Origin of the sequence: Mesorhizobium sp. PAMC28654 (genome assembly GCF_020616515.1) — a bacterium.
Classification (GTDB): domain Bacteria; phylum Pseudomonadota; class Alphaproteobacteria; order Rhizobiales; family Rhizobiaceae; genus Mesorhizobium.
On record NZ_CP085135.1, the window covers coordinates 1,008,604 to 1,024,059 of the forward strand.

The window sequence follows — 15,456 nt, forward strand, 5'->3', positions numbered from 1 at the left end:
ATTGAGCGGGGTTCGGCAGCGGCAGAGCATGACGGGCTTCTTCAACAAGGAGCCTGACCATGCCCCATCCCGTTCTCGATGCACCCATCAGCCCTTTGCGCCAGCGGCTGATTGAGGACATGAACTTGCGGCGTTTCTCACGAGACGCAGCGCAACTATCTCCGCGACATCGGACGTCTGGCGACATTCCTTGGGCGTTCACCAGACACAGCGACCACCGACGACCTGCGCCGGTTCCAGATCGAGCAGCAGGAGGACGGCGTTCCCGTGCCAACGATGAACAGCATCGTGTCGGCGCTGCGCTTCTTCTTCACCCACACGCTCGACCGCCCGGACCTGGCGCGCAGGCTTGTCCGGCTAGCGCATCCGCGCAACCTGCCCGTGTTGCTCAGCCGCGACGAGGTGGCCCGGCTCCTCAACGCCACCACGTGTCTCAAGCACCAGGCCGCGCTCTCGGTCGCCTATGGTGCGGGCCTGCGCGTCGCCGAGGTGTCGATGCTGAAGGTCACCGACATCGACAGCGAGCGCATGCTGCTGCGCGTCGAGCGTGGCAAGGGTGGGCGGTATCGCAATGCCATGCTGTCGCAGGACCTGCTCACGCTTCTGCGGCAGTGGTGGCAGGTCGGGCGCCAGCAGGGCGTGATGCACCGCGATGGCTGGCTGTTTCCGGGCCAGCACGCGATGAAGCCGATCAGCACGCGGCAGCTCTATCGCATCGTCGTCGAGGCGGCCCAGGCCGCCGACATCACCAAGCGGGTCGGGCCGCACACGCTGCGCCACAGCTTCGCCACCCACCTGCTGGAGGACGGCACCGACATCCGGATCATCCAGGTCCTGCTCGGGCATGCCAAGCTCAACAACACCGCCCTTTACGCGAAGGTGGCGACCCGGACGGTGCGTGCCGTGACGAGCCCGCTCGACAAGCTCGGGCTGTTCAAGCCGGGAGAGGTCTCGCCCGACATCAGAGCCGTGCGCGCCTCGATCGAGGTCGCCGACATCTTCCGTGCCGCCGGTCCTGCCTACCGGGCCGCCCATGCCGGCCATCTGAGCCTGCATCAGTTGAAGGTCATGTCGGCGATCGAACACTGCCGCACCGCAGCCCTTGGCGGCCATGTCGAAGCCTGCGAGGACTGCGGCCAGTGTCGGATCGCCTACAACTCCTGCCGCAACCGGCATTGTCCGAAGTGCCAGGGTGCGGCCGCGCGTACATGGCTCGCCGAGCGGAAGGCCGACCTGCTGCCGGTGGGATACTTCCATGTCGTGTTCACGCTGCCGGCCGAGGTCGCCGACATCGCCTTCCACAACAAGGCGCTGATCTACGATCTGTTGTTCAAGGTGGCATCGGAGACGATACTGACGATCGCGGCGGACCCCAAGCACCTCGGCGCGCGCATCGGTATCACCGCCGTGCTCCACACATGGGGATCGGCGCTGACGCACCATCCGCATGTCCACATGATCGTGCCGGGCGGCGGCATTGCACCGGACGGGAGCCGCTGGATATCGTCGCGGCCGGCCTTCCTCCTGCCAGTGCGCGTGCTCGGCAAGCTGTTCCGCCGGCTCTTCCTCACCCGGCTGGTCGCGCTGCATGAAGCAGGACGGCTCGCCTTCTTCGGATCGATGGCGCACCTCGCCGAGCGGCAGGCATTCGTGCGGTACCTGTCGCCGGTCCGCAAGAAGCGCTGGGTGGTGTACGCCAAGGCGCCGTTCGCCGGGCCGGAGGCGGTGCTCGCCTATCTATCCCGTTACACCCACCGCGTTGCGATCTCGAACCGCCGCCTGATCGCCCTCGACGAGAACAGCGTCACCTTCCGCTACAAGGACTACCGCCGCGCCGGAGCCGATCGCCAGCAGGTCATGATGCTTGGTCCCGATGAGTTCATCCGCCGTTTCCTGCTCCACGTCCTGCCGCGCGGCTTCCATCGCATCCGTCACTACGGTCTGCTCGCCGGCTCCGCTCGCAAGACCAGCCTCGCACGCGCCCGCGAACTGCTGAACGTCGCTGCGCCGTCCGAGGACGACAACTCGGTAGAACCGACTGACGTCCGGCCGCCATGCTCGTGCTGCGGCGGACGCATGATCATCATCGAGACGTTCGAACGGTGGAGACAACCGCGCGGACCGCCGGACACAACGACGACGAACCGGGAGAACTCTCCATGACCCGGCATGGCATGCTCCAGCCTTCAGCCGCAGGCACTCAGCCTCCGGCAACGGACCCACGCGTGTCTATGGTGATCATCGACGCCGAACGGGTCGCGTCCGGCCGCGCGACGAGCCGACAATACCGCGTGGCTGAAAGGCGAAGCGGTCCGTCCGCATCAAACCCGCCGCTTCCCGGCGGCGGTCACGCTATCGCCGACACCGGCCGCAAATCGAAATCCCCATAGCCATCGCCTGTGGCCCGCGGGTTCCTTCCTCGGGGGCTTTCGTACGCCTGCCGGCGCCCGAAACTCTTCACGAGAGCGGACTGGCAGCTTACAGTATGATGATGTTCAGACGTAGCCGTTCCGCTGTGGCCCATAAGCTGACCTCTTTGGGCATGTCCCATAGTGTGAAATTCGTATTTCACACTATGGGACATTCGCGACACATCCGACCGCGTGCGCGTTTCTATAGGCACTCCGCGGGTGAGCACACCCCTTCACACGGGTGGGGTCGCAGGTTCAATTCCTGCATCGCCCACCATTCACCCCCTTCAAAACGTTGGATGAATTAAATCGGCACTGGCGCGTACCTGGCGCGCAGCCCGAAAAGACCTCGGCCTAGTGCAGAATCTCAGCCGGATGAACTCGGCGCTCTCAGGTTCTCCACTGCCGCACCCTCTTTGGGTGGGTGGCTGTGGGGATGGCGTAGCCATCGGGTGCGGCTAGTATATTTTTGGTGCTTGCGGATGCACCAAATGCAGGGGGAAACATGGCAGACCTTGATCACGCAGCAGTTGCCGCAGCAGCCAAAGAGCGCTTTGACACGGCCTATGACCGCACGAAGAAGCTTTCCGATTTTGTGGGAATGTTGACCCGCCTGTCGTTCCTGGTCCTGCTCGGCACTTTCGTAGCGAACGACCTAGAGCAAAATCCGAGCGGATAGAATCGATAGGGGTTTCGTTGGGATTGGAAATCTGATTCAGCATATCTGCTGGATTCGGAGGCCGGCATGGCATGGCGAAATCCTTATCGGAAGATTTGCGGGCTCGGGTGGCAGCGGTTGATGGCGGCCTGTCGCGACGGGCGGCAGCGGCGCGATTTGGCGTGGCGGCGGCAAGCTCGGTGCGTTGGGTCCGGGAATGGCGCGAGACCGGAGCCACCTGCGCAAAGCCGCAGGGCGGCGACAGGCGGTCCCACCGCGTTGAAGCGTATCGCGACATCATCCTGGCGGCGATCGAGAGGCGGGTGGACATCACGCTGGTCGAACTCGCCGAGTTGCTGCGACAGGAGCATGGCGCGTCGTTTGCGACGAGCACGATCTGGCGGTTTCTCGATCGTCACTCCATGACCTTCAAAAAAAACGGCGCACGCCAGCGAGCAGGAGCGGCCAGACGTGGCGGCGCGACGAAACGCCTGGTTCGACGCCCAGCCCGATCTTGATCCCGAGCATCTGGTCTTCATCGACGAGACCGGAGCCTCGACAAAGATGGCTCGACTGCGGGGGCGCACGAAGCGCGGGATGCGGTGCCGATCGCCAATCCCGCATGGCCATTGGAAGACGACGACGTTCACCGGCGCCCTGCGCCTCACTGGCATGACCGCGCCAATGGTCCTGGACGGCCCGATGACTGGCGAATGGTTTGTCGCCTATGTCGAGCAGGTTCTCGTGCCGACGCTGCGGCCCGACGATGTCGTGATCCTCGACAACCTGCCGGCGCACAAAAGCGCAGCCGCCCGTGTGGCGATCGAAGCAACCGGCGCAAGGATGATGTTCCTCCCGCCCTATTCCCCCGACTTCAACCCGATCGAGAACGCCTTTTCCAAGCTGAAATCGATTCTACGCAAAGCCGCCGCACGAACCGTCGCGGAATTGTGGGATACCATCAGCGCCGCACTGCCTTGCTTCACACCAACCGAGTGCGCCAACTACTTCGCCGCAACAGGATATGAGCCGGAATGATCAGATTCTGCTCTAGGCACCGGCTTCAACTTTCCAGTTGTGACTCGGTGGTGCGCCTTGCTGGCCATCAGCGGGATATCCATCAAGCTGACGCTCATGGTGGGGTCTGTCATCGGCACGAAGTTGACTGAGTTCACAAACATGCAATTTGTACGCGTTCCTGGCGGCGTGAAACGCTGGCACCCAGCAAGGCTACTGATCGAGCTGTTCTGTTTGCTCGCAATTGTCGGCCTGAGCAGTTCTCTAATTTCATATGGGGCTAAGTTGGCTGAGCGCATGACCGACCACACCCACATTCAAACACAGTGATCTGCCGAGTTTAACGTTTTCCATCTGGCTTCATTTTCGCGATTTGCTGTGCGAGGAACATCTTAGGGCCTCGTTCTCCCATTTCATTGGCTTTCAGCCCAGCGGCCAAAAGCTCTATTTTAGTCAGCGGCGCAGCTTCCACCCGTTTTGGCCTGCCGCCAAAAATCGCGCACTGGATGAGCTGTTCCCAGACCGAGCCAAAGGACATGCAGGGGCGCCTACTGCGGCCGATACCGGTTCCAACCCTTTCGGAAACGGAGAGGACGCAATTGACGCAGTGTTTGTGGATGTTGGGCAAGGCGCTGACGCCCGCCAGCGCCCAAAGTGGCGGAAGAAACGCAGCAACGCGTAATTTACAGCCAGATTGTTTTCGGCTTGCCGCCGTTGTCATTCCAGAAGCCCTGAAGGGCGGCCATGAACGTTGTGAAGTTGGCTGGCGACCAACAAACCTGATAGCCGTCCCGAAGAAGCCAGTGGATGCCATTTGCACAGTGGAATTGGCTCGTGTCGGACGCGTTGATGAAATTGATGCAGTTTGTGACAGTCTGTTGGAACGACGAGCCGTAATAGTTGTACGGCACATTCCAGAGCAATCCTTCCAGATAATAGGATGGCGCCAACCCCTCCTTCAGCAATCCATTTTCTATCATGCGGTTTCGCATGTTTTTAAAGATGCGAACCGTGGGTTTAAAATAGCCGTTTGTCGCCTGGTGCTTGGTAGTGCAGTTCTCTGAATGCTGCTTAGGGTAGTTCACGATCTTGGTGCCATCCTTGGCCCAGAACACGACACCTTCAAGAAAGGTCGGGCTGCCGGCAGCCGGATAGCTAGTGTAATAGCGGTGCTCGGCACAGGGCAGCACGTCGGCATCACGACGACTACTGCCGTTGCCGGGGACGAAAATGGCTTTGTTCCCCGGCTTCACCCCGCTTCCAAACTTCGCGACCAGCCATGCACCAACCTCTTCCTTGAACTTCGCGAGGGAATATTCTGCTGACGACCGGTTGCTCTCGTAATTGCTCTTTTCCTGGCCCGACAAGCCGCTTGTGTCGGTATAGAAGATCGAATCCAGCCTGATAACGACATCCACATCGCTGTCAGCGTAAATGTTGGTGTCGTTGCCGTATGACCCTTGAAGGAAGATGTCGAACGACTTGGGGTAATATGGTGATTGGGCGTCGTTCAACACGCCTCGCACCGTCTGGTAGGTTGCCGCGGACTGCTGCACCGACCCCTGCGCCGACCATGTAACGAGCTGCGCTTCATTGATTGGCATCACACGTCCTTAAACCAGGAATTCCCTCAAAGTCGCTTCGTTCTTTGCGAATGACTCGCGACCGCGCTGCCGAAGAATATTGAGCTTGTCCAAATTGTGCTCGAACAGGTCGGTCGCCATTTCCGGCTGTTCGAACGTGTCGCTTATCCGCACCGTCGGAACGTCCTTGAAAAGGATGACCCGGAGCTGGTCCATCGACTGGGTGTTGATCTCCAACGTTTTCTGGAGGAGTTGAACGCTAAGCAGATACTTCGCCCAATACATTTTGCTGAAATACGACGGGGTTGGGCTCGGATAGACGCCGACACCGACACTCACAACGCGAAGGCGCTCGTGCGGTAGGCCCAAGGCTCTCACCGCGTCTGCTATTGCGTAGAGCGTGGGATTATTGGCGCAATAGCCGCCATCCACGAGCTTCACATCGTCGCCGCCAGCGGTGGTGATCGTCTTCGGCACGAAGAACGGGAATGCCGAGCATGAGGCTTGGACAGCGTCACCGATCGTCACACCGAACCCAGGCACGAACGTTCCCTTACGGCCGTGGGCTTGCGCAATGCTGCCTTTAAAAATCATTGGCCGCTCGATCACCCACTTCGTGGTGACCACCCCTACGGCGGTCTTGACCTCATCGAATCTTTGGTCGCCGAAGATCTGCTTAGCCAGTTCCGCGAGCTTGGCAGACTTCTCGTGCGGCCTTTTGAGCCGCATGATGTCTGGCACGTACTTCTTGTAATTCTTGTGGATCTCATCGACTGGCATGCCAAGGGCGATCATTGCCGCGATGATGGCGCCGGTGCTGGTACCAAACACCAGGTCGAACCGCTCATGCAGGCGGCAGCCTATCATCCCTTCGATTTCAGCCAGAACGCCGAGCGTGTAGAAACCTTTGGCGCCTCCGCCGTCGAGGCTGAGGATGCGATAGGGTTGTTCTTCGGCTGTTTTGTCGTCGGACATGAGAAGCCCCCTCAGGCCTGCCTATTTATTTAGCAGATGAAGAACAGGGAAAGTAGCGGATTGTGATATTATCCACGGTATAAAGTGTAAGCAACGATCTGGAATTTGTTCTACCCTACAAGACGCCACCGCGCTGATGCCAACGACTCGCAGGGGCTTCCGTGAAGCGCCGAATGCCAGCGGTTACGGCAATCACAAGGTCTATCTCGCGCCGGCACTCGCGATTCCCCGGTTTTGGCCGGGAAGGTGCCATCGAAGAGATCCTTTGGTTAGCGACGCAGGGCATGGACCATGTACTGACCTTCAACGACGACAGCGTTGGCGATCATCGGTAAGCGCGATTTTCCCTGCACGTTGACGGCGTCGCTTTTGAGGGATCGCCTTCGCCCGGCATTTGGTCTGATCAGGCAGTGGCGGTTTTGGGGAAGTTGAAGGGCAGAAGATCCTCGATATCAGCGTCTTCGGTGCGCTGAGGCAACTCGGTAAGGGCGTGGCGCAACCATGCTAACGGCTCGACACCGCAGGCGCGACAGGTCAACATCAGGCTGTAGACGGTGGCGCTGGCCCTTGCTCCCTCGACGGTATCGCTGAACAGCCAACTTTTCCGGCCCGTTGCAAAAATCCTGATGTCGCGCTCCAGAAGGTTGTTGTCGATCGGCATCCTGCCGTCCTGGGTGTAGCGCGTCAAATAATCCCATTGGTTTCGGGTATAGGACACGGCGTCGCCGAGCTTGCTGTCAGGCAAGACCTTTGGGGCGATTTCGTCGAGCCATTCCTTGAGGGCGTTCAGGACGGGGATGCTGTGTTGCTGGCGGAAGCGGCGAATGCCGTCGGCCTGCGTTTCACCCTTGTCCGGTTTTTCGTTCCGCGCCTGCCTTTCAACCCGGTAGAGCTGTTCGAAGAACCGGAGAGCCTGCTCCGGCGGTCCGCCACCCTTCTTTCTGGCCTTGAAGGCCTCGACGAAGCGCCGTCTGGAATGGGCCATGCAGCCAAGATGGATTGCACCTTCCAGCGTGCGCCAGGCGGTATAGCCATCGCTCATCAATATGCCGCGGTATTCGCCGAGGAAGGCCTGCGGTGTTCCCCGTCAGCACCTGTGTCCCAGATTTGAGGTTGTGAATTAAGGAGGGTTTTGATCTCGTCGTCACGACGAAGGAACCAAGATGAGCCCTAAATCCTCAAGTGCCAAGAAGCCTGCCGAGCAGGTGGTAAAGGACATTCGCCGGGCGACCCGGCGGCATTTTTCAGCGGAAGACAAGATCCGGATCGTGCTGGACGGGCTGCGCGGCGAAGACAGCATCGCCGAGCTGTGCCGCAAGGAAGGGATCGCGCAGAGCCTGTATTACACCTGGTCCAAGGAGTTCATGGAGGCCGGCAAGCGCCGATTGGCGGGTGATACCGCTCGTGCTGCCACCAGCGACGAGGTCAAGGATTTGCGCCGGGAGGCCGGCGCGCTGAAGGAATGCGTCGCTGATCTGACACTGGAAAACCGTCTGCTCAAAAAAAGCATGATCGCGGATGGGGACGAGCAAGAATGAGATATCCCGCATCCGAAAAGCTCGAGATCATCAGGATCGTCGAGCAGTCACACCTGCCAACCCGCAAAACGCTGGACCGACTGGGCATCCCGCGCCGGACCTTCTATCGCTGGTATGACCGTTATGTCGAGGGCGGGCCTGAGGCGCTGCAGGATCGGCCCTCGGCGCCGAGCCGGGTGTGGAACCGCATCCCGCCTGCCATCCATGACCAGATCATCGAACTGGCGCTGGAGCAGTCCGAGCTCTCCCCGCGCGAACTGGCAGTACGGTTCACCGACGAGACGCGCTACTTCGTGTCAGAAGCCAGCGTTTACCGGCTCCTCAAGGCCTACGATCTGATCACCAGCCCGGCCTATGTGGTGATCAAGGCGGCGAACGAGTTCCACACCAAGACGACGCGACCCAACGAGATGTGGCAGACGGACTTCACCTACTTCAAGATCATCGGCTGGGGCTGGATGTACCTGTCGACCGTGCTCGACGATTACTCCCGCTACATCATCGCCTGGAAACTGTGCAGCACCATGCGGGCCGAGGACGTCACCGACACGCTGGACATGGCACTTACTGCCTCAGGGTGCGACCAGGCCCATGTGCACCACAAGCCTCGGCTGCTCAGCGATAATGGCCCCAGCTACATCGCCGGCGAACTGGCGGACTATATCCAGGACCAACGCATGAGCCATGTCCGGGGCGCTCCAATGCATCCCCAGACCCAAGGCAAGATCGAGCGCTGGCACCAGACCCTCAAAAACCGAATCCTCTTGGAGAACTACTTTCTGCCCGGCGACCTTGAGGCCCAGATCGCAGCCTTCGTCGAACATTACAACCATCGACGCTACCACGAGAGCCTGGCCAACGTAACGCCAGCCGACGCCTACTTCGGCAGGGCCGCAGCCATTATCAAACAGCGAGAAAGGATCAAACGCCAAACCATCCAACATCGGCGCTTGCAGCACCGCAAGATCGCCGCTTAACATCAACCCCAAGATGAGGCCGACACTCCGCTAATCTGCGATCCAATCTGAGCCAAATGATCTGACGACGGACAGCCGATCTCGGCGCCGAGATGTTTGGAATCGGCGGCGATCGTGCGCAGCGTCTCGGCCGCGGTCCTGAACAGGATGGCGTAAACCGCCGCCTTGTTCTGGAAGGCGATCGCGGCGACCTCGGCCGGTAACGTGAACACGACGTGGAAGTAGGGAACCGGCAGGAGTTCGGCCTCGCGTGCGGCGAGCCAGTCGCGGCAGGCCTGTCCCTGGCATTTTGGGCAATGCCGGTTGCGACAGGAATTGTAGGCCACGCGGATCGCCCCGCAGGATCGGCAGCCCTCGACATGGCCGCCGAGCTCGGCCGTCCGGCAGAGCTCGATCGCGCTCATCACACGCCGCTCGACACGTCCGAGATGGCCGTCATGAACCTGCCGATACGCCTCGCCGTGGCGGCCGAAGATATCCGCCACCTCCAGTCTCGCCGACATGGGCGGAACCGGTCAGCCCGGCGGCACCACTTCGATGTTGAGCCTGTCGAGCGGGCTCGTCGTGCGCCGGATGAGGCCGTTCGAGACCTTGGTGTAGCGTGCCGTCGAGGAAAGATTGTTGTGGCCAAGCAGCACCTGGATGATGCGGATATCGGTGCCGTTCTCGAGCAGATGCGTGGCGAATGAGTGCCTGAGCGTGTGCACCGTCACCCGCTTGTCGATGCCGGCGGCGGCGCGCGCCGAGCGGCAGGCCGAATACAGCACCTGCACGTCGATGGGGCGATTGGGGGCGCGGCCGGGAAACAGCCAGCCCTGCGGCTTCGCCAGTCGCCAGTAGGCCCGCAGGATCCGAAGAAGCTGCGCCGACAGCATCACGGTGCGGTCCTTGCCGCCCTTGCCGTGACGAACGAGTATGACGCCGCGGCCGCTGTCGATATCGCCGACCTTCAGCCCGACGGTCTCCGAGGCGCGAAGACCCGCTGCGTAGGCCGTCGTCAGCGCCGTGCGCGTCTTCAGGCTCGGCACGGCCTCCAGGAAGCGGACGACCTCGTCGGCGCTGAGAACCACCGGCAGCGTGCGTGGCGAGCGGGCATAGACGATCCGTTCCGGAATCTCGGCATGGCCGAGCGTCACGCCGTAGAAGAACCGCAACGCGCACACCGTCTGGTTCAGCGCCGGCCACGAGATCCCGGTCGAGACCAGATGCACCTGAAAGGCGCGGACATCTTCAAGGCCAAGGCGGTCAGGGGATCGGCCGAAATGGCGGGAAAACTTCGCCACCGCGTGCACGTAGGATCGTTGCGTGGCCGGCGACAGATTGCGGATCGTCATGTCTTCGATCATGCGCCGGCGAAGAGGGCTCAACTCGGCCATCTCAGTGCTCCTGTTCCAAGATTGCGCTTCAACAGCCGCAATCCTTCAAAACAGAAGCCTCAACTGCAAACCCACCCGCCAAATGCCGCGTCAGCGGCTTCGTTCAATCCCCGCCGATTCAGCCTCAGTTCATCCCGCTCTAGCAGGTGTGCGTACATCACAATGCTTCAAAGGCTTTCGATCGCGCCCCGCAGCATGGTGCGCACCTGCTCGGCCGGGCCGCGCAACGCCGCGTTCTCGATCGCAGCCATCGAGGCAACCGGGTCGATCGCAGCGACTTCCACCTGCCCTTCGCCCAGTTCCTGAACGATGACGTTACAAGGCAACATCGTACCGACCTTGTCCTCAATCGACAGCGCCTCAAGCGCCATTTTGGGATTGCAGGCGCCAAGGATACGATAGTTGCGGTAGTCGATCCCCAGCTTCTTCTTGAACGTCTCCTTGACGTCGATCTCGGTAATGATGCCGAAGCCGGCATCCTTCAGAACGGCCGTCGTGTGTTCGACCGCCGCTTCGAAGCTGGAGTTCAGCGTCTTGGAAAAATAGTAGCTCATGGTCTTTGTCCTTATTGGTTCAGGCGGGAGCTGAGGTTGGTTGATTGGTCGTTGGGGTTTCTGCCGGCGCGTCGCTGTCGGTGCCCGGCTTCGAGCCGCCTCGAAGCGCCACGTAGATGGCGGGGATGACAAGCACCGTCAGCAGCGTCGACGAGGCGAGGCCAAACAGCAGCGAAATCGCCAACCCCTGGAAAATCGGGTCGGTCAGGATGACCGCCGCCCCGATCATCGCTGCGATCGCGGTGAGCAGGATCGGCTTGAAGCGGATTGCGCCAGCCTCGAGCAACACGTCGACCAGCGGCCTGTCGGTGCCCTTGGAATGGCGAATGAAATCCACCAGCAGGATCGAGTTGCGCACGATGATGCCGGCGAGCGCTATGAAGCCGATCATCGAGGTGGCCGAGAACGGCGCATTGAAGGCCCAATGGCCGAGCATGATACCGATCAGGGTCAGCGGGATCGGCGTCAGGATAACCAGCGGCAGCCTGAACGAACCGAACTGCGCGACGACGAGAATGTAGATACCCAGGATCGCCACTATGAAGGCCGCGCCCATGTCACGGAAGGTGACCCACGTCACTTCCCACTCCCCATCCCACAGAAGTGTAGGTTTGGATTCGTCGTCCGGTTGCCCGTGCAGCGCGATCGTCGGTTTCGGCAGGTTACCCCAATCCGCTTTGGCGATGGCATCGTCGACGGCGAGCATGCCGTAAACGGGCGCCTCGAATTCGCCCGCGAGTTCACCCATCACCATTTCGGCGGGCCGGCCATTGTGGCGGAAGATCGGGTAGGATGCCGGCTCACGCGTCACCCTCACGACGTCGCCGAGTTCCACCACGTCGCGTGCGCCGGGTAGCGCGTTCGCCGGGACCGGCGTCGTAAGGGCACGCTGGTCTACGACGCCGTCGCTCTTCGAGAGCGCCACGCGGATCGGGATCGGCTGGCGGCCGCTGCCGCGGTGGGAATAGCCGACCGTCGTGCCGCCGTAGAGGTAGTTCAGTGTATCGTACACGTCGGATTGCTCGACCTTGTAGTATTCGAGGTTATCCTGATCGATCGCCAGACGCACACGCTGCGGCTGGTTGTGGAAGCTGTCGTCGACGTCGACAATGAACGGAATCGAGGCGAACGTCTCGCGCACCCTCGTCGCCACCGCGCGGCGCGTCTCGGCGTCAGGCCCATAGATCTCCGCGAGCAATGTCCCAAGTACCGGCGGACCAGGCGGTGGCTCGACCACCTTGAGTACGGTGCCTTCTGGCATGGCAATGCCCTTCAGCCGCTCGCGGATGTCGAGGGCGATGGCATGGCTTGGACGACTGCGCTCACCCTTTCCCGCCAGGTTGACTGCGACGTCGCCCTGCTCGGGCCCAGAGCGAAGATAGTAATGGCGCACAAGGCCGTTGAAGTTGAAAGGCGCTGCTGTACCGGCATAGGTCTGGAACGAGACCACCTCAGCCACATCGGCGAGGCGATTCACCACGGCCTGCAACAGCCGGTTGGTGTCCTCGACAGAGGAGCCTTTGGGCAGGTCAGCAACCACCTGCAATTCGGTCTTGTTATCAAACGGCAAGAGCTTCACCGTGACTTGCTTGGTGTAGATGAGCACCATCGAAGCCACGGTCGCGGCGCCGACGACAAGCAGGAAGGTCCACGACCGAAATCGCGACTTCAGGATGGGCCTTGCGACCGCGATATAGGCGCGACCGAGCGCGCCACCGGGGCTACTGGCATCATGGGCATGCGCCGAGGCGTGGCCCCTCTTGCCGAACTTCATCATCAGCCAAGGCGTCAGCGTCACCGCGACGAAGAAGGAGAACAGCATTGCCGCCGAGGCGTTGGCCGGAATAGGGCTCATATATGGCCCCATCAGACCAGAGACGAACAACATCGGCAGGAGCGCCGCGACGACGGTGAGCGTCGCCACGATGGTCGGATTGCCCACCTCGGCTACGGCGTCGATGGCCGCCTGCTTGCGGGACCGCCCATCATCCATGGCCCAATGCCGGGCAATGTTCTCGATCACCACGATCGCATCGTCGACCAGGATGCCTATGGAAAAGATGAGCGCGAACAGGCTGACGCGGTTCAGCGTGTAACCCATGATGCGCGAGGCAAACAGTGTGAGCAGGATGGTCGTCGGGATGACAACGGCCACCACCAGCGCCTCGCGCCAGCCGATGGCTACCGCAACAAGCACGACGATGGAGATGGTCGCGAGGCCGAGGTGGAAGAGCAGTTCGTTGGCCTTCTCGTTAGCGGTCTGGCCGTAGTCGCGGGTCACGATCATCTCGACGTCCTTCGGGAAAATTTCCCCCCGCACCTGGTCAAGGCGCTTGACGATCGTATCCGCGATGACAACGGCGTTGGTGCCCGGACGCTTGGCCACCGCCAGCGACACGGCCGGCGCCCGTTCAAGCCCCTTATCGGACTTGATGATGTTGGTGACCCAGTTCTCCGCCGGTGACGTCGCCAACACAATTCTGGCCACGTCGCGTACATAGATCGGCCGCCCGTCGCGCGCTGTCAGAAGCAGGTTACCGATGTCGGCGAACGTCTGCAGGGTCTGGCCGGCGACCAGCACGCGCTGCTTGCCCTCGTCGCGCACCGTGCCGATCTGGAAGGACCTGTTGGCGCCAGTGATCTTGGCCGTCAACTGCTGCAGTGTGATGCCGTAGAGAGCGAGTTTTTCAGGGTCCGGCTCGACCTGGATCGCTTCCGGCTGTTCGCCGACGATGTAAGTCAAGCCAATATCCGGCAGCTTGGCGACCTCGACTTGCAGCTCGTGCGCCAGCCGCGTCAGATCGGCAGAGGAATAGCGACTGGCCGCCTCGGGCGTCGGGGTCAGCGTCACCACCACAATTGCCACGTCGTCGATGCCACGCCCGACGATGAGCGGCTCGGGTATGCCAACCGGGATGCGGTCCATGTTGGCGCGCACCTTGTCGTGAACACGCAAAACGGCGGCGTCGGAACTGGTGCCGACCTTGAAGCGGGCAGTCACCAGCGCACCGTCGTCCACGGTTTGCGAGTAGACGTGCTCAACACCGTCGATGCCCTTGATGATGGTTTCCAGCGGCTCGGTCACGAGCTTGACGGCATCCTCCGCCTTCAGCCCGTTGGCCGCGACATGGATGTCCACCATGGGCACGGAAATCTGCGGCTCCTCCTCGCGTGGCAGCGTGGCGAGGGCCACAAGCCCGAGTGCCAGCGCAGCCAACAAGAAGAGCGGCGTCAGCGGCGAGGCGATGAAAGAGCGGGTGAGCCCGCCGGCGATGCCAAGTTTCATGGCACGACGACCTTGTCGCCTTCGGCGAGGCCGGTCAGAACCTCGACCCGCGGCTGGCCGCCATCCTGGTACCGCTCGCCCAGCACGACTGCCACGCCGAGCGGTCTGTCCGCCGTATTGACTGTAACGTAGTCGATCCCATGCACCGTGTTGACCGCCTGCGGCGGCACGCTGAGCATGGTTCGCTTCGCGACTGGAATCGACACCAGCGTGCGCTCGTTGACGAAGAAGCTGCCGATGTCGGCGACCTCGACATCGGCGATGACGCGGCCGTTCTCAATCTCCGGATAGACCTTGGCGACCCGGCCCTGGCGGGCCTTCACGAAACCGCCATCCGCGCCGGCACCGCGTTCGGCGATATCGACCTGGGCCCCCTCCGTGATCTCCGTCGCATGCCGCTCCGGCAGCGACAGTCGCAGATAGTATTGTCCCGAAGCGATCCGGGCGACCGGTTCGCCTGCCATGATCACCGAGCCGGCCGTCACTGGAACCGTCAGCACCCGACCGTCGGCCGGAGCCAAAGTATCGCCTTCCTTGGCACTTTGCTGGGTAACGGCCTTCTCGGCAACCGCGGCCGCCAGCTGGCTCGTGATGACGTCGAACTGGGTCTGAGCCGCATCGACCCGGCTCTGGGTCGCAGCGCCTTTGGCCAGCAAGTCCTGGGAGCGCTGAAGATCGGTCTTGGCATTCTCCATTTGCGAATTGAGGGCGCCGATCTTGGCATCGGCTGCGCGAAGCTGCAGAGCGATTTTGTCGTCGACGACGGTAGCGACCACGTCACCCTTCTTGACGACCTGGCCTTCCGTCACCCGCACCTCGGTGATGGTACCGGAAATGCGCGCGCGTGCCGGCACGATCGTGCGGCTCTCAACCTGACCGTAAACGGCCTTCATCTCGATGACGGTGGCTGCCTTGACCGTGAAGTCCCCCGCAAACGCGCCGCCGTTGACGAGCAGCGTGATGCCGAGCAGAACCCCGTTGGCCAGGAGGATTCGTGCGTATCTCATCGCAATGTGCCGTTCTTGGAACGAATTGAAAGGACGGGAGGCGCGAAGGCACCTCCCGCATTGGACGCCAATCC

General features: G+C 61.6%; 12 protein-coding genes and 3 pseudogenes. 6 read left to right on the plus strand and 9 right to left on the minus strand.

The window, feature by feature from the left end; all coding sequences use genetic code 11:
• Window positions 1-59: 59 nt before the first annotated feature.
• The 5 genes and pseudogenes from LGH82_RS05030 to LGH82_RS05050 form a co-directional block, all read left to right on the plus strand.
• Window positions 60-960 (plus strand): annotated as a pseudogene (locus LGH82_RS05030) (tyrosine-type recombinase/integrase); the annotation flags it as partial.
• 9 nt (window positions 961-969) lie between these two features.
• Complete coding sequence (locus LGH82_RS05035) at window positions 970-2,163, plus strand: IS91 family transposase (RefSeq protein WP_227349487.1); 1,194 nt, start codon at window positions 970-972, stop codon at window positions 2,161-2,163.
• A gap of 753 nt (window positions 2,164-2,916) precedes the next feature.
• A complete protein-coding gene (locus LGH82_RS05040; protein WP_227347539.1) occupies window positions 2,917-3,090 on the plus strand; it encodes a hypothetical protein in 174 nt (57 codons plus the stop codon).
• A 71-nt stretch (window positions 3,091-3,161) separates the two neighbouring features.
• Window positions 3,162-4,107 (plus strand): IS630 family transposase gene (locus LGH82_RS05045; protein WP_227347540.1). Its coding sequence is split into 2 segments (ribosomal slippage): window positions 3,162-3,502 and window positions 3,501-4,107, totalling 948 coding nucleotides; the frame shifts between segments, so codons are not numbered across the junction.
• A 57-nt stretch (window positions 4,108-4,164) separates the two neighbouring features.
• Window positions 4,165-4,416: a hypothetical protein gene (locus tag LGH82_RS05050; RefSeq protein WP_227347541.1), complete on the plus strand. Its 252-nt coding sequence runs from the start codon at window positions 4,165-4,167 to the stop codon at window positions 4,414-4,416.
• Window positions 4,417-4,426: 10 nt separating this feature from the next.
• Here LGH82_RS05050 and LGH82_RS05055 read toward each other — a convergent pair whose 3' ends face one another.
• From LGH82_RS05055 to tnpC, 4 genes and pseudogenes are all read right to left on the minus strand, one after another.
• Window positions 4,427-4,624 carry a hypothetical protein gene (locus LGH82_RS05055; RefSeq protein WP_227347542.1) on the minus strand — a complete coding sequence of 66 codons (198 nt, stop codon included), beginning with the start codon at window positions 4,622-4,624 and terminating at the stop codon, window positions 4,427-4,429.
• Between the two features lie 145 nt (window positions 4,625-4,769).
• Window positions 4,770-5,690: a nucleotidyltransferase gene (locus LGH82_RS05060; RefSeq protein ID WP_227347543.1), complete on the minus strand. Its 921-nt coding sequence runs from the start codon at window positions 5,688-5,690 to the stop codon at window positions 4,770-4,772.
• A gap of 9 nt (window positions 5,691-5,699) precedes the next feature.
• The gene (locus LGH82_RS05065) at window positions 5,700-6,644 is read right to left on the minus strand and encodes a patatin-like phospholipase family protein (protein WP_227347544.1); all 945 of its coding nucleotides are present in this window, start codon (window positions 6,642-6,644) and stop codon (window positions 5,700-5,702) included.
• 403 nt (window positions 6,645-7,047) lie between these two features.
• Window positions 7,048-7,722, minus strand: a pseudogene (gene tnpC / locus LGH82_RS05070) (IS66 family transposase); the annotation flags it as partial.
• Window positions 7,723-7,807: 85 nt separating this feature from the next.
• Here tnpC and LGH82_RS05075 point away from each other — a divergent pair.
• Window positions 7,808-9,159 (plus strand): IS3 family transposase gene (locus LGH82_RS05075; protein WP_227344189.1). Its coding sequence is split into 2 segments (ribosomal slippage): window positions 7,808-8,144 and window positions 8,144-9,159, totalling 1,353 coding nucleotides; the frame shifts between segments, so codons are not numbered across the junction.
• Window positions 9,160-9,215: 56 nt separating this feature from the next.
• On the opposite strand, the pseudogene LGH82_RS05080 reads toward LGH82_RS05075, so the two are convergent.
• The 5 genes and pseudogenes from LGH82_RS05080 to LGH82_RS05100 all read right to left on the minus strand — a co-directional run.
• Window positions 9,216-9,662 (minus strand): annotated as a pseudogene (locus LGH82_RS05080) (transposase zinc-binding domain-containing protein); the annotation flags it as partial.
• Window positions 9,663-9,674: 12 nt separating this feature from the next.
• Window positions 9,675-10,535: a site-specific integrase gene (locus tag LGH82_RS05085; RefSeq protein ID WP_227347545.1), complete on the minus strand. Its 861-nt coding sequence runs from the start codon at window positions 10,533-10,535 to the stop codon at window positions 9,675-9,677.
• A gap of 167 nt (window positions 10,536-10,702) precedes the next feature.
• Complete coding sequence (locus tag LGH82_RS05090) at window positions 10,703-11,089, minus strand: DUF302 domain-containing protein (protein WP_227347546.1); 387 nt, start codon at window positions 11,087-11,089, stop codon at window positions 10,703-10,705.
• A 19-nt stretch (window positions 11,090-11,108) separates the two neighbouring features.
• A complete protein-coding gene (locus tag LGH82_RS05095) occupies window positions 11,109-14,375 on the minus strand; it encodes an efflux RND transporter permease subunit (RefSeq protein WP_227347547.1) in 3,267 nt (1,088 codons plus the stop codon).
• Window positions 14,372-15,382 carry an efflux RND transporter periplasmic adaptor subunit gene (locus tag LGH82_RS05100; RefSeq protein ID WP_227347548.1) on the minus strand — a complete coding sequence of 337 codons (1,011 nt, stop codon included), beginning with the start codon at window positions 15,380-15,382 and terminating at the stop codon, window positions 14,372-14,374. Before LGH82_RS05100 ends, LGH82_RS05095 begins: the two co-directional genes overlap by 4 nt.
• Window positions 15,383-15,456 lie beyond the last annotated feature (74 nt).